The sequence below is a fragment of the Peribacillus alkalitolerans genome (assembly GCF_010882125.1).
GTDB classification, from domain to species: Bacteria; Bacillota; Bacilli; order Bacillales; family DSM-1321; genus Bacillus_BN; species Bacillus_BN alkalitolerans.
On record NZ_JAAGVZ010000010.1, the window covers coordinates 106086 to 124418 of the forward strand.

Sequence of the window (18333 nt, forward strand, 5' to 3'; positions counted from 1 at the left end):
TCACGGAGGAAGAAAGATTTCATTGTAAAAGTTGGTCATCCTGCTGTTGCTAGCTTGTGGATTTTTACCAGAATAAAAAGGGGAGGTGAGGAGTCTGAAAATACTAATGGTCTTTATTCTTCTCCTACTTCATCCATTCATGGCTCATGCCCAGGTTGTTAATACTTCACAAACATATAGTTACGGGGATATGACAAAAGATATTAAGGAATTAATGAAAAAATATCCTGATGCATTACAGGTGGAGACTATTGGTAAAAGCCATTTTGGAAAGGATTTATGGGGGGTTAGGATTGGAAAAGGTGAAAAAACTCTACTTCTTATAGGTGCTCACCATGGTCGAGAATGGTTTACAACCCTTATGCTTATGAAGATTCTAGAAGTGTATGGGGAGGCTTACCAACAAAGGGGGAGTTTTGAAGGCTATGATAGTCGAGAACTCGATGTTATATCCATTTATATTGTACCGATGCTGAATCCTGATGGGGTTTCCATACAACAAGGCGATTTTTCCGGATTTGATTGGAAGAGAAAATGGAACATATACAAATTGAATGGTTTTTTACCTAAATTTACCCGTTGGAAAGCAAATGGGATCGGAGTAGATTTAAACCGCCAATACCCTGCAGGCTGGGAAGGGTTAGATCGAGACGTTACACATCCTTATTATCAGTTTTATCGTGGGAAAACACCAATTTTTACAAAAGAAACACGTGCAATCGTAGACTTAACCAATAAGATTGATCCTCTGATGGCTGTAGCATATCATACCTCGGGACAAGAGATTTATTGGTATTATCACAATCAACCAGAAAATATTGTGAGGGATTATACAATAGCCAAGAGAACAGCGGAATTGACCGGGTACAAATTGGATCTCCCCGATGAAGGTGCTGTAGGGGGAGGCTATACAGATTGGTTTATCACTACATTCCATAGGCCGGCCTTGACGTTAGAATTATGCGAGCTAATAGAAAACCGACATCCTCCACTTTTCCAGTTTGAGGAAGAATGGCATAGGAACAAATTGGTTCCCTTTATGCTATTAAATGAAATAGGTCGTATTTCTAATGATGAAAGTTGAATTAAATGCTAAAAATAATGCCGGGGTTTGCTAAGAATCCCGGCATGGATAATAAAAATAGTTAAAAACAAAATAATCTGGTCTTAAATAACGCCAAAATTTTAAGGTTAAAGAAAAAGAAATGCTACAAAGATAATTTAGAAACCTTCACTTTTAGGTTTGTTTTTCTCAGCACTTGATACCTTTATTGTTAACTCTCTTTCTTGCTCCTTAATAATATCGTCATCTTCTGCATTATCACGAACCACTTTTTGAGTGAGGATGGCCCCAACAATACAAAGTAACATGACAGCGACGTAGTAACCCTTCTCGTTTAACTCCAGACTGGTTTCATTGTATAACCCAATTCCAAATAAAATTACACCTGCGAATAAAGTGAAATAGGCTAATACAGTAAATGCTGTCGTATTGCGCCTTCTATGCTTTTGTGAATACATAAATTTCCCTCCATGCTCTCTCACTACAATTATTTTAGATCGTTAGTGTAAATTTATTAATTATGGAAATTTACGCTCTTTTTACTATATTAAAATTATACTCGAGCAAAGCCCAGTTTTGAGGAAAGGATAATCCTAGCTTCCAATAACTCATTCCGCGCAGGCCTAACTCTTTTATTAAGTCGAATTTGGCCTGGATGGATCTTGCGTCTTCAAACCATACTTCGTGCTGTGTCCCATCCTTGGCAGTATATTTAAAATAAGGAGCTTGAGCTTTATAATCGTATGAAATCGCTACTTTGTTTTCTCGTGCAATTTGGATCGCCCGCTGTGGACTTACTGCTTTTGCAACCGTACCTGGCTTAAATGGAAGCGTCCAGTCGTAGCCATAAAGGTTCTGACCCATCATGATTTTTGAAGCAGGCATTTCACTGGCTGCATAGGTCAAAACTTGACGGACTGGTCCAATAGGGGAAACCGCCATGGCTGGACCACCGCTATAGCCCCATTCGTAAGTCATGATTACCACAAAATCCACAATCTCTCCGATAGCCTTATAATCATGTGCTTCATACCATTTCCCTTTTTGTTCGGCACTTGTTTTTGGTGCCAATGCAGTGGATAGGAGCCAACCCTGCTGAGAAAACCTGCTTTTTGCTCTCCTTAAAAAGGCATTGTATGCTTCTCGATCTGCTGGACGAAGAAATTCAAAGTCAAAATGGATATCTTTAAAGCCATATTTTTCGGCAGTAGCTTCTATATTATCTAAGAATTTATTTTGGATGTTCATATCATTTAGTAGAATACGGCCTAATTCATCGCTAAATTGGTCGTTTTCTTGATTAGTAATAACCATCATCAAAACGACTCGATTCTGTCTTGCGATTTCTGCAAAGTTATTCAAAGGAGGCTCTTTAAGTGAACCATCCCGTAATGCTTGAAAACTGAAAGGTGCTAAGTATGTCAAATAATGTGCGTTCTCTCGTACACTTTCCTCTAACTCTTTTGAAACAGTGCCCCCCCTCGGTTCAACATAACCGTTAAATTCTCCTCTGACTTTTCTGGTTGGAGGAATATATAGACGTTCACCCACTTGTAGCGATGTTGTAGGTGAAATGCGATTTATAGTGGCAAGTGTTTGAGCTGATATCCCAAATTTCCTTGCAATCGACCAGAGGCTATCACCTGGCTGTACCCAATAATAACTCCCTGCAATGGGGATGACGAGTGTTTGACCAACAACTAATTCATTGGGAGTTTCAAGTTCGTTTACATGTATGATTTGTTCTGCAGTGACTCCATAACCCTGCGCAATACTGTATAATGACTGACCTGGCTGTACCACGTGTATTTGCATGCTGTCCCTCCTCTGATTGCGTTATAACCATTGTATGAGGATGGATTCATATTCATGATAAACAAGGAGTACACAATGTAAAATATAAATAGAATTTACAAATCGTAATCGTTACGATAATATTTTTGTATATAAAAAGAAAAATGTTAATTAATTTAGAATTTCAAAGTAATGTGTATTAAGGAGGTTGCTGTGTTTCGTATTCTTCGTTCTAATATTGTTGATGTGACAGGTATCATTTTGATTTGTCTTGCGATTTATTTATTTTCATTTGGCAATGGATTTGGAGAGGGAATATCTATAAATGCTTCTCCAAAAATTCTTCAAATGAATACTGTTTTTATAAGCATTTTAATAGAAGCCTTGCCCTTCGTGCTAATTGGTGTTCTGATTGCAGGGTTCATTCAAATTTTTGTAAGGGAAGAACATATCCAAAAATGGATACCGAAAAATAAGTATCTTGCTGTATTAATGAGCTGTGTAATTGGTGCGTTATTCCCTGCTTGTGAATGTGGAATTGTGCCAATCGTTAGACGACTGATCAAAAAGGGAGTTCCTCTTTATGCAGGAATCGGCTTTTTATTAACAGGTCCTCTTATAAATCCAATCGTAATCTATTCTACATATATGGCGTTTGGAAACGACCTCAGAATGGCTATTTTACGAATGGGGCTAGGGTTTTTAATTAGCATCATGATAGCATTGATCATTAGCTGGTTGATTAAAGGCAACCAATTGAAAGTTGTAGATGCCATTACGCCTCATGAGCATAATCAGAGTCATCAGCCTTTTATCGAAAAATTTTGGGACATGCTAAAGCATTCTATTGATGAATTTTTTGATATGGGTCGATATTTAATCTTTGGGGCGTTTCTTGCAGCCCTACTTCAAACGTATGGCTCTACGAAAGCTTTATTAGAAGCGGGGGATGGTACGGTATCCAGCCTTCTAGTCATGATGGGGTTAGCCTACTTCTTGTCACTATGTTCTGAAGCGGATGCTTTTATTGGGGCTTCATTTAATAATCTGTTCCCAACTACTGCCATACTAGGATTCCTCATCTATGGCCCTATGCTCGATTTGAAAAACACCATCATGATGCTGAGTGTATTCAAAGCTAAATTTGTAGTTGTGTTATTAACTGTCATTACATCTACTGTCTTTGTTGTCATGTTAATCAGCAAAATGGTACTAGGATTATAGAAAGGAGGAAGTAAGGTGAGATTTTCATTTCAACAAGCGTTTCGTGCATTCATCATCTTAGGATTTTCGGGTTTCATTATGTCTTTACATTGGACAGGTGAAATTAACAAATACATCAACCCTAAATATGAAGCGTTAAGTAAAATTGCTGCTTTGATTTTCTTCCTTCTGTTTATCGTTCAATTGACAAGGGTATGGAATAGGAAGGAACAGCATCATCACGAACATGCCTGTGACCATGGAGATGCTTGTCATCATGATCACGGACAAACACCTTTTACCTTTAAAAAGCTGGTTTCATATGTAATCATCATACTTCCACTTCTAACAGGAATCATTCTACCAGCGAAAACGTTAAACGCATCCATGGCTGAAAGTAAAGGAGGGGCTCTGTTAGCAAGGGATTTCCAAAAGTCTCCAAAATCAGTAGGGGAAATTCCAGAAGTGGATTTGCCAGAGGAAGACAGCACTGAAGTAGAACAAGATGATCCAGTATTACAAGGAGAACACGGACCAGATCTCTCCTTCAATGAAAAGGAAATGTCAGAAGATAAATTTGAAAAGTTGCAAGCGGATCTGCAGAAACAATCTTTTATTGATATGAAGGATGATCTGTTTTCGACATACTATGAATTAATTTCTCAGGATATTAAACCATTTGAAGGGAAAAAGATTAAGCTTACTGGTTTTGTCTATAAAGAAGAAGGGTTTGGTTCAAATCAATTAGTGCTTTCCAGATTCCTAGTCACTCATTGTGTGGCCGATGCGAGTGTCATTGGATTTTTAACCGAGTTTGATGATGCTTCAGGTTTAAAGCCTGATACGTGGGTCGAAGCTGAAGGGGTAATAAAACTTGGCCGGTACGGAGAAATGGACCTACCTATCATTCAAGTGACAAATTGGAAAACAACTTCAGAGCCAAAACAGCCATACGTCTACCCGATTGTAGTGAAATTAATCTAGTGTTAGAGGATAATTGTACCAATAGAAGAATATCAATTAGTGATACTTAGGCATAGTAAAACTGATGAGGTTGTTCCGTTATCTCACTCAAAATTCTTGCATAAAAAAATACCAAATTCAGAACTCACAACTCACAATATTAGAAGGTATTAATCACTATATGACAACGGTATATTCTATAAAGGAAGTTGTGGAATACTTAAAATAATATAAGAATGGCTCAAAAATTCGTAATAGACCATTTTTGAACCACTCTTTTTAATTAGTATGGTTTCTTTTGATAAAAGTAATTAGGTGTAATTTTATCATTTTTATATGGTTTATGAAAAATATGAGTCGCTGCAGGAGAAAGCGGTGGAATCAGCCAAGTCCAATCCCCAGTCACCTTTCGCTCAAGTTCTGCTTCTTTTTCCTCAAAAAGCTTAAATTGTTGGGCAGCTGTGTGATGGTCCACTATGTTAACTCCTGCACCTTTAAAAGAATGTAAAACAGCAATATTCAGTTCAATCAACGCTTTATCTTTCCACAACGTAGCATTAAGGCTCGTATCCATACCAAACAGGTCTGCCACTCGAGGCAGCATGTTGTATCTGTCAACATCTGCTAGGTTCCTCGCTCCAATCTCCGTTCCCATATACCAGCCATTGAAAGGGGCTGCGTTATAGATAATTCCACCTATTTCCAACTTCATGTCCGATATGATTGGAACCGCATACCATTTCAAGCCCAACTCTGAAAATATGTCTAGTTCTGGATGGGTGAGTGGGACTTCTTTAACAATACTCGAAGGGATTTCATAGAACCTTGGAGCTTGTTCATTAAATTGAAAAACCAGCGGCAAGAGGTCGAAATGGGTTCCTTCCCCCTTCCAACCTAAGTCAAGGCATGCCTTCGTAAATGCCAAAGAGGTGGAATCACCTATAATTCCTTCTTTCGTTTCATAGCCTGCATAGCGAAGTAATTGATGGTTCCATATCTTAACGGTTTGTTTTCCGTTTTTTTCAGCGGGGAAAATGGTAATGGTGGGTATGAGCTTTCCATTATTGGTCGCATAGTCAATATGATGAAAGAGTGCATCTCTAACCTCATGTTCATTTTTTACATCCCGACGGTCCATTACATGAAGGGAAGACCAAAATAAACGACCTATACATCGATTGCTGTTTCTCCAAGCCATTTTTGCTCCGTGTATAATCTCTTCTGGCGTATGGGTATAAGAGTCAGTTTCCATGATTTCTTCATATATTTCATAGTAACGAAGTTTCTTTTCTTGATCTGATTTTTTTAATTCTGAATAGCAGGTCTCAATTAAAGCTCCTGCTTCTTCTAATAAAGTAGTAGTATGTGTATCCAAAGGAATCTCTCCTTAAATTGTCTGACTGCTACTTATTCTATCTAATTATTAAGGCAAAGGATAATGCGAAACTTCGAATGGTAGTAATTTCTACGGAGTATGTGACGATTTTTTGACGATGCAAGAAATAGCAATTTTACCTCTATACGTCATTTTCGCTTGTTTTTTTCATACATTGAGATAAGAGCTAAAAGGGGGAGAGGGACATGAGAGCTTCTGAACAAAAAGCCCTGGAATATGCAATTGCTGAAATTACGGAAATTGCAAAAGGTTTTGGGCTCGATTTTTATCCGATGCGCTACGAGATTTGTCCAAGTGAGATTATTTACACGTTCGGGGCATACGGGATGCCTACACGCTTTTCCCATTGGAGTTTTGGGAAGCAATTTCATAAGATGAAGCTTCACTATGATTTTGGGTTAAGTAAAATTTATGAATTGGTTATAAACTCTGATCCATGCTATGCATTCCTATTGGATTCCAACTCTTTGATACAAAACAAATTAATTGTTGCCCATGTATTGGCGCATTGTGACTTTTTCAAAAATAATGTGAGATTTAGCAATACGAAACGAGATATGGTAGAGAGTATGGCAGCTACAGCTGACCGTATCAGACAATATGAAATTCTTTACGGCAAGCAGGAGGTTGAATCATTCCTCGATGCAGTGCTGGCTATCGAAGAACATATCGATCCTTCCTTAGTTCGTCCTAAACTTTCATGGAGTATGGATGACCTAGATGAAGACGAAATCAAACAATCTACAACGCCATATGACGATCTTTGGAATCTGGAGAAGAAGGATGAGAAAAAACCTGAAAAGAAAAAGAAGAAATTTCCGCCTCAACCAGAAAAGGATATTATGTTATTTATAGAACAGTACAGTAGGGAGCTGACCGATTGGCAGCGGGATATCCTTACAATGATGCGGGATGAGATGCTGTATTTCTGGCCACAGCTAGAGACAAAAATCATGAATGAAGGCTGGGCTTCGTTTTGGCATCAGCGTATCTTAAGGGAAATGGATCTTACTTCATCTGAGTCAATCGAGTTTGCAAAGTTGAATGCAGGTGTTGTACAGCCTTCACGTACTGGTATTAATCCATATTATTTAGGACTCAAAATTTTTGAGGACATTGAGGAACGGTTTGATAATCCAACGGAAGAAATGCAGCGTAGGGGAGTAAAGATAGGATCTGGTCGGGCGCAAATGTTTGAAGCACGTGAGGTAGAATCCGATATTTCCTTCCTAAGAAATTATTTGACGAAGGATTTAGTGATGCGAGAGGATATGTATTTGTTCCAAAAGCAAGGAAAGGATTACAAAATCGTTGATAAACAATGGGAGCATGTTCGTGATCAACTTGTCAGCATGCGAGTAAATGGTGGTTTTCCTTATATCACTGTCACAGATGGAGATTTCCTAAAAAACGGCGAGTTGTATTTAAAACACTGGTACGAAGGTATTGAACTAGACGTGAAATATTTAGAGAAGGTGCTTCCATACATTAACCAACTTTGGGGCCGTGCTTGCCATCTTGAATCCGTGGTCGAAGGAAGGCCAATCCTATTCACGTATGACAGTAAAGGGATGCATCGTAAGTATTTATAGAAGCGAGAACAATCGAAATTCTACCTCATAGAAGAGTGAACTAGGAAGTAGGATATCCATTTCCAGCAAAAGGGTATTGAGTGTGGGTAAGTAAAAATATACGAGTGATTAGGTTGTGGAACTCATTAAACGGAGTTCCATTTTTGTTTCAAAATAAAAAAGTAGCAAGATTATGTTTAATTATGATTTATTCGGTAATAATAATTAGGCAAGATTAAATTGCAATATTGTTTATTTTCAGGAGGCAACAAAAAATGGAACGTGGTAAAGTAAAATGGTTTAACAGTGAAAAAGGTTTTGGATTCATCGAGCGTGAAGGTGGAGAGGATGTATTTGTTCACTTCTCAGCAATTCAAAGTGAAGGGTACAAATCATTAGACGAGGGTCAAGAAGTAACTTTTGAAGTTGAACAAGGACAACGTGGGCCTCAAGCTACGAATGTTCAAAAGGCCTAACGATGAATACAAAAACCAGACTCTGAAAAACGAGTCTGGTTTTATTTTTACTATTAAAAAATCGTATCAAACCCAAGAATCCTAAAGCATTAAGCTTGTTTTTTTGAAGCCAACAAAGAATGATCATGAATAAAATCGATCGCTAATTCATTGAACTCTTTTTCATTTTCGATATTGCACACGTGACCTGTCTTTGAAAGGATGTGTAATGTGGCATTCTTGAATTTTTTATATCGTTTGCTGACAATCGGCAAAAACATATAATCCTCACTGCCCATTATGTAAAGGGTCGGAGTCTCGTCAAATATCTTTTTATTAGTAAAAAATGCATTGATTTCCAATCTCAGTATTCGGTACCAGCAGAAGAACTCACGTTGTCCTAATTTTACAGCTTCATTGATAAATGCTTTTCTAGCTTCCGCATTATGAGCTCTTGGCATCAGAACCCATGCAACAAACTGATAAAGCCACATATATGGAACTACCCGTTTAAAGCCTTCTGCAATCTTCGCTACTAGAAGAAGAGGTGGATGAATCCGTTCAACTGCTCCACCTAATACCATGGATTTCACTCGAGTAGGAGAAATGTCTTGAAGCACTCGGATTACCATGGTTCCAAGTGAAATTCCTACGAAATGGGCAACTGGGATTCGATTGGTATCAAGTACCTGAATCACTTGTTTTGCAATACCTTCAAAGGAACGATCTGTTACATCCTTTAAACCCTCATTGTTTCCTCCATGTCCTGGAAGATCTATCAATAGTAAATTGAAATGTTTACGAAATTCTCTAATTTGTTTAAACCATAGGGAAGAGCTTCCGCCCATTCCATGTATAAAAACGACCCATTCTTTCGATGAAGTATGAGCAATTATTTTATAATGAATAGTTTTCAACAATACAACTCCTTTATGAATCTACTAGTTAGCCAGTTTTATAGAATGTTTTTATTATACTAAAAAATATATAGTAAGGAAACTTGTCGAATAAATTAGGTTCCCTTTATTGAGAGTAACGGAAAGTAAAGTTTAATAAGCCTCAAATAAATCTTTTTTGTTACGAAAGCTTTACCACCGTACATTATTTGATAAACCCGGCAGTGGAACAGGCACCAAATTTACCAGATAGAATATTGTAGTAATTGACATGGTTTTTCTTTAGGTTTAAAATGTTGCTCATAGGAAAACTTTTTAAATTAGTGCATATAATATGATAAGAGTGAAAAATTGGTTATATACCGTTATATTTTTTTAACAAAAAGTTGCGTAAGGTAAACTTTATTAGATGGTGGAAAGTAAAAAGAAGGAGATGTTGATCATGAGTTCCGCACTTAAAGTGGAAAGCTTGTTTGTTTCATATCATGGCAATGAAGCGGTACAAAATGTGAATTTTTCTATTGAAAAAGGAAAGTTGGTCGGAATTATTGGACCAAATGGAGCAGGGAAATCCACCTTATTAAAAGCATTACTGAACTTGATTCCTAAAGATAAAGGAGAAGTTCAGATACATGGAAAGTCGTTTAATGAACTTAAAAAATCAGTTGCATATGTTCCACAAAGAAGCAATATTGATTGGGATTTTCCTATCACAGTCATGGATACCGTACTGATTGGAACATACCCCAAACTTGGCTTCTTCAAAAAGCCAAAAAAGAAAGAAAAAGAATGGGCTCTTCAATGCCTGCAAAAAGTTGGAATGGAAGCTTTCAGTAATCGCCAAATAGGAGAGCTTTCTGGTGGGCAGCAGCAACGTGTGTTTTTGGCAAGAGCGCTTGCTCAAGAATCTGAAGTGTTTTTCCTAGATGAACCGTTTGTTGGCATAGACGTTTCAAGTGAAGAAACGATAATTACTATATTAAAAGAATTAAAGAATAGTGGAAAAACAATCTTAGTCGTCCATCATGATCTGAGTAAGGTCAGTGATTATTTTGATCAATTAATTCTGTTAAATAAGGAACTTGTTGGTTTTGGGGATATCAATGATGTATTGCGCCCTGAAGTATTGGCCAAAGCGTATTCCGGACAATTTTCATTTCTTGAGAGATTAGGAGGTGTATTGTAAATGTCGTTTATTGATGCTGTTATTCAGTACGATTTCTTACAAAAAGCTTTATTCACCTCTACAATGGTAGGTATCATTTGTGGGGTAATTGGATGTTTCATCATATTGAGAGGAATGGCATTGATGGGAGATGCGATCTCCCATGCTGTTTTACCAGGTGTGGCGATTTCTTACATGCTAGGGATTAATTTCTTTATTGGGGCAGTTATTTCAGGGGTATTAACGGCAGTTGGAATTGGCTTTATCAGTCAAAACAGTCGAATTAAAAATGATATTTCAATTGGAATTATGTTTACAGCAGCTTTTGCTTTAGGAATTATTTTAATTACCTTAATGAAAAGTAGTACGGATCTTTATCATATCTTGTTCGGTAATGTGTTGGCGGTTCGACCTTCGGACATGTGGACCACGCTAGGAATCGGGATTTTTGTTTTACTTTCGATTTATATCTTTTACAAAGAACTACTTGTCACTTCCTTTGATCCAACGATGGCAGAAGCGTATGGATTACCGATAAAGTGGATTCATTATTTCTTAATGACACTGCTTACGATGGTAACGGTAGCTTCCTTACAAACAGTTGGGATTATCCTTGTTGTGGCTATGCTAATTACACCTGCAGCAACAGCTTACTTATTGACGGATCGTTTATGGGTAATGATTTATCTTTCAGCTGCATTAGGTGTGGTAGCATCTGTAATTGGTTTATACTTTAGCTTCACTTATAACCTAGCATCAGGAGCAACCATTGTATTAGTTTCAACAGCGATATTCTTGTTGGTATTCTGTTTCTCACCTAAACAAGGAATTCTATGGCGCTCATTAAAATCAAGAAGAAAGAAACTATCTATTTCACAATAAGGAGGTTTTTATGAAACATCTATTGAAGGTATTTTTATTGAGTTTAGTTGGGATTTTTCTCCTTTCTGGGTGCAGTGAAAAAACCGAAACAAAAGAAGGTAAACTACAAGTTGTCACAACCTATTCAATCATATACGATATTGTAAAAAACATAGGTGGGGACCAAGTGGAGATTCATAGCTTAGCTCCAGTAGGATCAAACCCACATGAATACGATCCATTACCATTGGATATTCAAAAAACTACTGACGCAGATGTAGTTTTCTATAATGGTTTGAATTTAGAAGCAGGTAATTCCTGGTTTGATAAACTTCTTGGGACTGCTGGTAAAGATGGAGAAGATAGTCCAGTTTTCCGTATGAGCGAAGGGGTAGAAGCAAAGCATCTAACCTCTAAAGGGCATAGTGGCGAAGAAGATCCGCATGCATGGTTAGATATCCGCAACGGAATTAAGTACGCAGAAAATGCAAGAGACGCTTTAGTTAAGGTCGATCCAGAGAATAAAGCAGTGTACGAAAAAAATGCCAAAGAATATATTGCAAAGTTAGAGAATCTTCATAAAGAAGCCATTGATAACTTTAATAAAATTCCGAAAGAAAAGCGGTTCTTGATTACAAGTGAGGGTGCGTTTAAATACTTCAGTGCAGCTTATGACTTTGAAGCAGGCTACATTTGGGAAATCAATGCGGAAAATCAAGGGACACCTCAACAAGTGAAGCAAGTTGTTGACTTGATTGATGAAAAGAAAGTCCCAGTCCTATTTGTAGAAACAAGTATTGATCCACGAAGTATGGAAATGGTTTCAAGAGAAACTGGAGTACCAATTGGAGGGAAGCTATTTACAGACTCAATAGGAAAAGCGGGTGAGGATGGCGACACCTATATCGGAATGATGGAATGGAATATCAATACGATTCTTGAAAACCTAAAATAATAAAGTAGGGTGTCTAATCTGGCACCCTTTTCTTTTTTTGAATTATGTTAAAATATTCTGAGAACTATTCAGAAAAAGGTGATAATAAAATGCAAGCTGTAATGGTTACAGAATGGGGTAGCACAGATGGAATGGTATTGATGGAAGTGGATCGACCATCCATTAAAGCTCATCAAGTATTAATAAAAGTAGCAGCGACAAGCGTGAACTTTGCGGATATAAAAACAAGACATGGAAAAAAAGGTGCTGGAAAGCTCCCTTACATTCCAGGTTTGGATGTGGCAGGGATTGTGGTCGAAGTAGGAAATGAGGTAACAGAATTTCAGGTAGGACAAAGAGTAGTAGCATTTCCCTCCCAGGGTTCCTATGCGGAATATGTAGTTGCGGATGAAGTTCTTACATATGTATTACCAGATGGTATTGATTTTGAAACAGCAGCAGCAAGCCCAATCGTAGCATTTTTGTCACATAAGCTGATTGTTGATGTGGCCAGGTTGCAAAAAGGGGAGAAGGTTGTAATCCATGCAGCTGCTGGTGGAGTGGGAACCACCTTGATACAGCTTGCCAAGCTAATGGGCGCGGGGATGGTAATTGGGACGGTTGGGAGTCCAGAGAAAAAAGAGGTTGCCTTAGAAGCAGGAGCTGATCATGTCCTGCTTTATACTGATGAAGTTTTTTCATATCAGGTTCATGAAATTACCGGTGGAAAAGGTGCAGATGTAGTTTTTGATTCTATTTCTGGGCAAGTAGCAGAAAGAAGTCTAGAATGTCTTGCTCCGTATGGACGCCTTGTTCATTTTGGCAACTCAAGTGGAGAAGTTGGCTCTTTCCGGACAGTTGATTTCCATTCCAGCTGTCGTGCTGTCCTTGGATTTAGTTTAGGAACAACAAGGCAAAAGCGTCCAGCTAGCTTAAAAGAAACAGCCGAACAAGTCTTTCCATATATAGTGAGTAGGCAATTGAAGGTGAAAATTGGAAAACGGTTTTTATTGTCAGAAGCCTCTCAAGCACATGAATGGGTGGAGAGTAGGAAAAGTACTGGAAAGGTTTTGCTAATTGTAGATGAAGAGCTTTGTAAAAACTAGGTGTGAGCTTTGTAAAGGACAAGATTTGGGGTATATCATGATTGTAGATAAATATAATACGAAAGCTATTGAAGTGAAAGGTACCTCATAGGGTATCTTTTTTGCTTTTAATAATAAGCTATTTTAATGCTCATTGTTGATTCAAGTGAGCCCATGAAGTGGAAATCAAAAGCCTAGTTTAACAGATCCAAAAAATAAATAAACAAGATTGACAATATACCCAATGGGGTATATTATTGGTTATGTGCTGATGACATAGCACAATAAACAATGACTTCGGAGGTGAAAGATAGTGATCTATCAGGGCATAGCAAAGAATCGTCTGAAACGGATTGAAGGACAGCTGCGAGGCATTATTCGAATGATGGAAGAAGAGAAGGACTGTAGGACTGTAGAGATGTGGTAACGCAGCTTACTGCAGCTAGAACAGCTATCGACAGAACCATGGCCATCATTGTTAGTTCCAACTTCGAGCAATGTATAAGAGATTCGATTGAATCAGGAAAAGAAAGGTCCCAACTTATTGCTGAAGCAGTGGAACTTTTGGTAAAGAGTAGATAGTGTTGAAATCATTTTTTTTGATAAAATATATACCCTATACCGTATTATTTTATTTTTTAAAATTAAAATATACCCTTACAGGTAATGGAGGAGAAAAATATGACAGAGAAGAAAAAGACAACAATCGTCTTATTTAGTGGTGATTATGATAAGGCTATGGCTGCGTATATCATTGCGAATGGTGCGGCAGCTTACGATCATGAAGTTACCATTTTCCATACATTCTGGGGATTGAATGCACTTCGCAAAGATGAACCTATTAAAGTTGAGAAGACCTTTATAGAAAAAATGTTTGGTAAGATGATGCCTCGGGGAGCAAACAAAATGGGATTATCAAAAATGAACTTTGCTGGAATGGGTCCAATAATGATCAAAGATATCATAAAAAAACACAATGCAATGCCACTTACAGATTTAATTGAAATGGCAAAAGAGCAAGATATTAAACTGGTCGCTTGTCAAATGACAGTAGATTTACTTGGCTTAAAACAAGTAGAAATTATGGATGGCGTTGAATTTGCAGGGGTGGCAGCATATTTAGCAGATGCTGAAAACGGAAACGTTAACTTATTCATTTAATGCAGGAGGTTTTACTTTATGAAGCAAATTAGCGCAGTTGAGATAGAAAAGTTACTAATGGAAAATGCTCCAATCAATCTTGTGGATGTTCGTGAAGTGGAAGAAGTCCAGAGTGGTAAAATTCCAAAAGCCATTCATATTCCATTAGGTTTATTAGAGTTCCGAATGCATGAATTAGATAAATCAAAGGAATATATTATCGTTTGCCGTTCTGGTGCGAGAAGTTCTAGAGCCACACAATTTTTAGAAGGCAAAGGCTACCAAGTCATTAATATGACTGGGGGTATGTTGGATTGGCATGGAGCTTTAGAATAGTTTTTGATACATCCATTTAAAGGAGGAAATGAATAGATGATTCAAACAAATTCAGTATTAGACGTGAAAGGATTGGCATGTCCGATGCCAATCGTTAAAACAAAAAAGATGATGAATAGTTTAGAACCAGGCCAAGTTTTAGAAGTGCAAGCAACAGATAAAGGGTCTACAGCAGATTTAAAAGCTTGGGCTGAGAGTACAGGTCATCAATTTATAGGTACTGTTGAAAAAGGAGATGTATTGAAACATTACCTTCGTAAAGCAACAGGTGAGGAGAAAGAGGAAAAGAAACATTCAGCAGTAATCACGAATGAAGAACTGCAACAAAAAATGGATGAAAACCAAAATATAGTAGTGCTGGATGTGCGTGAATCAGCTGAATATGCCTTTAACCATATTCCGAATGCAAAATCTCTTCCTTTAGGAGAATTAGAGTCGCGTATAGGTGAATTAAATAAAGATGCTGAGATTTATGTAGTGTGCCGTACCGGAAGCCGCAGTGATCTAGTAGCGCAAAAACTAACAGAAGCAGGTTTTAATACAGTGTTTAATGTATTTCCTGGGATGATTCAATGGACTGGTAAAACAAATGGGTTAGTGGAATAGGCTTCAAAAGTATTTTGGGGGTATCGAATGTATTTTAGGAATTTCGAAAGTATTTTTGGGGGTATCGATTGTATTTTTGTATTTTCGAAAGTATTTTTATGAAATCGAAAGTATTTAGTGGATGACCATTTTTTTTGGAATTCTAAATACCATAGGGGGTAAAAATATTGTGATTAAAGCAATGACTGCTAATGAAGTTACGAAGAAAGTAATTAATAAAAGTGAATTATTCATTTTAGATGTTCGAAACGATAATGACTTTGAGGATTGGAAAATTGAGGGCATTCATTTTGAGCACTTAAATATTCCTTACTTTGAATTACTTGATGGTGTAGAAGAGATCAAGGATAAAATCCCTACAGATAAGGAAGTTTTAGTTGTGTGTGCTAAGGAAGGTTCATCTATCATGGTAGCTGAGATGCTTTCTGAACTAGGACATGAGGTTTCTTATCTTCAAGGTGGAATGAAAGCTTGGAGTGAATATTTAGAACCAGTAAAAGTTGGAGATTTAAAAGATGGCGGCGAAATCTATCAATTTGTTCGTATCGGAAAAGGCTGCTTATCTTACATGGTAGTTTCCAATGGAGAAGCAGCTGTCATCGATGCGACTCGAATGACAAATGTTTATCTTGATTTTGCAAAGAGCATTGATGCTAAAATCACATATGTTTTCGATACTCACCTTCATGCTGACCATATTTCTGGTGGTCGTAAAATAGCTGAAGCGACAGGTGCGACCTATTGGTTACCACCTAAAGATGCAACAGAAGTTTTATTCACTTACCAACCTTTAGAAGGTGGAAATGATTTAACGATTGGTAACACAACGATTAATATTCACGCATTATACTCACCTGGTCATACTATTGGATCAACTTCATTTGTAGTGGACAATCAATTTTTGTTAACAGGAGATATTTTATTTATCGACTCCATAGGTAGACCTGACCTAGCTGGTTTTGCTGAGGATTGGGTTGGAGACTTACGAGATACGTTATATAAACGATACAGAGAACTGTCTGACGAACTAACGGTACTTCCTGCCCACTTTATGATAATTGAAGAATTAAATGAAGATGGAAGTGTATCAGAAAAATTAGGAACACTATTTGAAAAAAATCATGGCTTAAACATGGAAGATGAAGCAGAGTTCAGATCATTGGTAACAAAGAACTTACCACCACAACCAAATGCATATCAAGAAATTCGTGAAACGAACATGGGGAAAATCACTCCAGATGAAGATAAGCAACGAGAAATGGAGATCGGTCCAAACCGTTGTGCAGTACGATAATAAATTTAGGAGGTTTTATTAATGGAAGTAATTAAAGTATTAGACGCTAAAGGATTCGCATGTCCAATGCCAATAGTGAAAACTAAAAAGGCTATCAATGAATTAGAATCAGGTCAAATCTTAGAAATCCATACTACAGATAAAGGTGCAAAAAATGATCTTACTGCTTGGGCAAAATCAGGTGGACACGAATTGATCAAACATGAAGAAAATCATGATGTTCTAAAATTTTGGGTGAAAAAAGGTTAATAATGTTCTATTTAGAAAATGGTCGGCAGTTATCAGTTTTAATGCGGCCTTTTCCATTAATGAAAATTAGACATCATTGATTATGCTCTCTATAGATGCTAGTGTCGAAGTATAGGAACATAGCTTTCGTTCCTACTAGCGACTAGCGCTTATCAATAATAAGGGGGTGCTGACATGGATTATGCTTTTATAATTACGATTTTCCTCATTGGATTTATTGGTTCATTCATATCCGGAATGGTTGGTATCGGGGGATCCATCATTAAGTACCCAATGCTTTTATACATTCCACCATTGTTCGGCTTGGCTGCGTTCAGTGCCCATGAAGTATCTGGAATCAGTGCAGTTCAAGTGTTTTTTGCTACGATTGGTGGCGTTTGGGCTTACAGGAAAGGTGGATTCCTTAACAAGACACTAATTATCTACATGGGAACAAGCATCTTGATTGGTAGTTTTGTAGGTAGTTATGGTTCTCGTTTCATGTCTGAGGCTGGAATTAATCTGGTTTATGGAATTCTGGCTTTGATTGCAGCGATCATGATGTTCGTGCCAAAAAAGGGATTAGACGATATTCCACTTGATCAAGTTATATTTAATAAATGGTTGGCAGCATTTTTCGCCATTATTGTGGGTATTGGGGCAGGGATTGTGGGAGCTGCAGGCGCGTTCCTATTAGTGCCAATCATGTTGGTTGTTTTAAAGATCCCAACTAGGATGACAATTGCCACATCATTAGCCATCACTTTTATCTCATCCATTGGTTCAACGATTGGAAAGATTACAACGGGTCAAGTAGACTATTTCCCAGCGGCAATTATGATAGTATCGAGTTTGATTGCGTCCCCTATAGGCGCAAATGTCGGTAAAAAGATGAATACAAAGATTTTACAAAACATTTTGGCAGTCTTGATTTTGGCAACAGCTATTAAAATTTGGGCTGATATTTTTTAAAAGAAAAAGACTGGGTTTATTAAGAGAGACCATTGAAGTGGACTCTTAATTGACTCAGTCTTTTTTTAAAAATAAAGTTAACGATCCCCGTTTTTTGGGTTCAGATTGAGTGAAAAGGGAATCATACGAGTTCAATGATGCCCGATTATGGTTCAGGATGAGTGAAATGGGAATCATACGAATTCAATGAAGCCCGATTATGGTTCAGGATGAGTGAAAAGGGAATCATACGAGTTCAATGAAGCCCGATTATGGTTCAGGATGAGTGAAGGGAATCATACGAATTCAATGAAGCCCGATTATGGTTCAGGATGAGTGAAAAGGGAATCATACGAGTTCAATGAAGCCCGATTATGGTTCAGGATGAGTGA

Annotated in this window: 19 protein-coding genes and 1 pseudogene; 16 read left to right on the forward strand and 4 right to left on the reverse strand. The window is 37.5% G+C overall.

Going from position 1 to position 18333, the window contains the following annotated elements; translation table 11 throughout:
• Positions 1 to 106 precede the first annotated feature (106 nt).
• Positions 107 to 1084, forward strand: a complete 978-nt coding sequence (locus G3O09_RS13605; RefSeq protein ID WP_163102025.1) for a M14 family zinc carboxypeptidase — start codon at positions 107 to 109, stop codon at positions 1082 to 1084.
• 137 nt (positions 1085 to 1221) lie between these two features.
• Here the strand turns inward: G3O09_RS13605 and G3O09_RS13610 are convergent, their stop codons facing one another.
• Together G3O09_RS13610 and G3O09_RS13615 are read right to left on the reverse strand one after the other, a co-directional pair.
• On the reverse strand, positions 1222 to 1521 hold the full coding sequence (locus G3O09_RS13610) for a YiaA/YiaB family inner membrane protein (protein ID WP_163102026.1): 300 nt from the start codon (positions 1519 to 1521) through the stop codon (positions 1222 to 1224).
• 70 nt (positions 1522 to 1591) lie between these two features.
• On the reverse strand, positions 1592 to 2878 hold the full coding sequence (locus tag G3O09_RS13615) for a glycoside hydrolase family 18 protein (protein WP_163102027.1): 1287 nt from the start codon (positions 2876 to 2878) through the stop codon (positions 1592 to 1594).
• 192 nt (positions 2879 to 3070) lie between these two features.
• On the opposite strand from G3O09_RS13615, the gene G3O09_RS13620 reads away from it, so the two are divergent.
• Positions 3071 to 4081 (forward strand): permease, encoded by a 1011-nt coding sequence (locus tag G3O09_RS13620; RefSeq protein ID WP_163102028.1) that lies wholly within the window; start codon positions 3071 to 3073, stop codon positions 4079 to 4081.
• A 15-nt stretch (positions 4082 to 4096) separates the two neighbouring features.
• Positions 4097 to 5044 carry a TIGR03943 family putative permease subunit gene (locus tag G3O09_RS13625; protein WP_163102029.1) on the forward strand — a complete coding sequence of 316 codons (948 nt, stop codon included), beginning with the start codon at positions 4097 to 4099 and terminating at the stop codon, positions 5042 to 5044.
• A gap of 262 nt (positions 5045 to 5306) precedes the next feature.
• On the opposite strand, the gene G3O09_RS13630 is transcribed toward G3O09_RS13625, so the two are convergent.
• A complete protein-coding gene (locus G3O09_RS13630) occupies positions 5307 to 6398 on the reverse strand; it encodes a nitric oxide synthase oxygenase (RefSeq protein ID WP_163102030.1) in 1092 nt (363 codons plus the stop codon).
• Between the two features lie 206 nt (positions 6399 to 6604).
• Here G3O09_RS13630 and G3O09_RS13635 point away from each other — a divergent pair, with 206 nt between their 5' ends.
• Positions 6605 to 8011, forward strand: coding sequence for a SpoVR family protein (locus G3O09_RS13635; RefSeq protein WP_163102031.1), 1407 nt, complete (start codon positions 6605 to 6607; stop codon positions 8009 to 8011).
• Between the two features lie 254 nt (positions 8012 to 8265).
• A complete protein-coding gene (locus G3O09_RS13640) occupies positions 8266 to 8466 on the forward strand; it encodes a cold-shock protein (RefSeq protein ID WP_163102032.1) in 201 nt (66 codons plus the stop codon).
• An 89-nt stretch (positions 8467 to 8555) separates the two neighbouring features.
• On the opposite strand, the gene G3O09_RS13645 is transcribed toward G3O09_RS13640, so the two are convergent.
• A complete protein-coding gene (locus G3O09_RS13645) occupies positions 8556 to 9362 on the reverse strand; it encodes an alpha/beta fold hydrolase (RefSeq protein WP_240338432.1) in 807 nt (268 codons plus the stop codon).
• Positions 9363 to 9783: 421 nt separating this feature from the next.
• Between G3O09_RS13645 and G3O09_RS13650 the strand changes: the two genes are divergently transcribed.
• The 11 genes and pseudogenes from G3O09_RS13650 to G3O09_RS13700 all read left to right on the forward strand — a co-directional run bounded on the left by G3O09_RS13650 (position 9784) and on the right by G3O09_RS13700 (position 17962).
• Complete coding sequence (locus G3O09_RS13650; protein ID WP_163102033.1) at positions 9784 to 10527, forward strand: metal ABC transporter ATP-binding protein; 744 nt, start codon at positions 9784 to 9786, stop codon at positions 10525 to 10527.
• Positions 10528 to 11388 carry a metal ABC transporter permease gene (locus G3O09_RS13655; RefSeq protein WP_163102034.1) on the forward strand — a complete coding sequence of 287 codons (861 nt, stop codon included), beginning with the start codon at positions 10528 to 10530 and terminating at the stop codon, positions 11386 to 11388.
• A 10-nt stretch (positions 11389 to 11398) separates the two neighbouring features.
• Positions 11399 to 12322 carry a metal ABC transporter substrate-binding protein gene (locus G3O09_RS13660; RefSeq protein ID WP_163102035.1) on the forward strand — a complete coding sequence of 308 codons (924 nt, stop codon included), beginning with the start codon at positions 11399 to 11401 and terminating at the stop codon, positions 12320 to 12322.
• Between the two features lie 89 nt (positions 12323 to 12411).
• Positions 12412 to 13407 (forward strand): quinone oxidoreductase family protein, encoded by a 996-nt coding sequence (locus G3O09_RS13665; RefSeq protein WP_163102036.1) that lies wholly within the window; start codon positions 12412 to 12414, stop codon positions 13405 to 13407.
• A gap of 292 nt (positions 13408 to 13699) precedes the next feature.
• A pseudogene (locus G3O09_RS13670) lies at positions 13700 to 13968 on the forward strand (metal-sensitive transcriptional regulator).
• A gap of 99 nt (positions 13969 to 14067) precedes the next feature.
• On the forward strand, positions 14068 to 14547 hold the full coding sequence (locus tag G3O09_RS13675) for a DsrE/DsrF/DrsH-like family protein (RefSeq protein WP_163102037.1): 480 nt from the start codon (positions 14068 to 14070) through the stop codon (positions 14545 to 14547).
• A gap of 18 nt (positions 14548 to 14565) precedes the next feature.
• A complete protein-coding gene (locus G3O09_RS13680; RefSeq protein ID WP_163102038.1) occupies positions 14566 to 14862 on the forward strand; it encodes a rhodanese-like domain-containing protein in 297 nt (98 codons plus the stop codon).
• 36 nt (positions 14863 to 14898) lie between these two features.
• The gene (locus tag G3O09_RS13685) at positions 14899 to 15468 is read left to right on the forward strand and encodes a sulfurtransferase TusA family protein (protein WP_163102039.1); all 570 of its coding nucleotides are present in this window, start codon (positions 14899 to 14901) and stop codon (positions 15466 to 15468) included.
• Positions 15469 to 15649: 181 nt separating this feature from the next.
• Positions 15650 to 16762 carry an MBL fold metallo-hydrolase gene (locus G3O09_RS13690; protein WP_163102066.1) on the forward strand — a complete coding sequence of 371 codons (1113 nt, stop codon included), beginning with the start codon at positions 15650 to 15652 and terminating at the stop codon, positions 16760 to 16762.
• Positions 16763 to 16783: 21 nt separating this feature from the next.
• Entirely contained in the window at positions 16784 to 17011 is a 228-nt protein-coding gene (locus tag G3O09_RS13695) for a sulfurtransferase TusA family protein (RefSeq protein ID WP_163102040.1), read from the forward strand.
• A gap of 174 nt (positions 17012 to 17185) precedes the next feature.
• Complete coding sequence (locus G3O09_RS13700) at positions 17186 to 17962, forward strand: sulfite exporter TauE/SafE family protein (protein WP_163102041.1); 777 nt, start codon at positions 17186 to 17188, stop codon at positions 17960 to 17962.
• The last annotated feature ends 371 nt before the right edge of the window (positions 17963 to 18333 follow it).

Coding starts and splice junctions, on each gene's coding strand:
- G3O09_RS13605 (WP_163102025.1), top strand. CDS start 107: ATGGTCTTTATTCTTCTCCTACTTCATCCATTCATGGCTCATGCCCAG.
- G3O09_RS13690 (WP_163102066.1), top strand. CDS start 15,650: ATGACTGCTAATGAAGTTACGAAGAAAGTAATTAATAAAAGTGAATTA.
- G3O09_RS13700 (WP_163102041.1), top strand. CDS start 17,186: ATGGATTATGCTTTTATAATTACGATTTTCCTCATTGGATTTATTGGT.
- G3O09_RS13650 (WP_163102033.1), top strand. CDS start 9,784: ATGAGTTCCGCACTTAAAGTGGAAAGCTTGTTTGTTTCATATCATGGC.
- G3O09_RS13660 (WP_163102035.1), top strand. CDS start 11,399: ATGAAACATCTATTGAAGGTATTTTTATTGAGTTTAGTTGGGATTTTT.
- G3O09_RS13615 (WP_163102027.1), bottom strand. CDS start 2,878: ATGCAAATACACGTGGTACAGCCAGGTCAGTCATTATACAGTATTGCG.
- G3O09_RS13695 (WP_163102040.1), top strand. CDS start 16,784: ATGGAAGTAATTAAAGTATTAGACGCTAAAGGATTCGCATGTCCAATG.
- G3O09_RS13655 (WP_163102034.1), top strand. CDS start 10,528: ATGTCGTTTATTGATGCTGTTATTCAGTACGATTTCTTACAAAAAGCT.
- G3O09_RS13610 (WP_163102026.1), bottom strand. CDS start 1,521: ATGTATTCACAAAAGCATAGAAGGCGCAATACGACAGCATTTACTGTA.
- G3O09_RS13665 (WP_163102036.1), top strand. CDS start 12,412: ATGCAAGCTGTAATGGTTACAGAATGGGGTAGCACAGATGGAATGGTA.
- G3O09_RS13635 (WP_163102031.1), top strand. CDS start 6,605: ATGAGAGCTTCTGAACAAAAAGCCCTGGAATATGCAATTGCTGAAATT.
- G3O09_RS13680 (WP_163102038.1), top strand. CDS start 14,566: ATGAAGCAAATTAGCGCAGTTGAGATAGAAAAGTTACTAATGGAAAAT.
- G3O09_RS13640 (WP_163102032.1), top strand. CDS start 8,266: ATGGAACGTGGTAAAGTAAAATGGTTTAACAGTGAAAAAGGTTTTGGA.
- G3O09_RS13675 (WP_163102037.1), top strand. CDS start 14,068: ATGACAGAGAAGAAAAAGACAACAATCGTCTTATTTAGTGGTGATTAT.
- G3O09_RS13685 (WP_163102039.1), top strand. CDS start 14,899: ATGATTCAAACAAATTCAGTATTAGACGTGAAAGGATTGGCATGTCCG.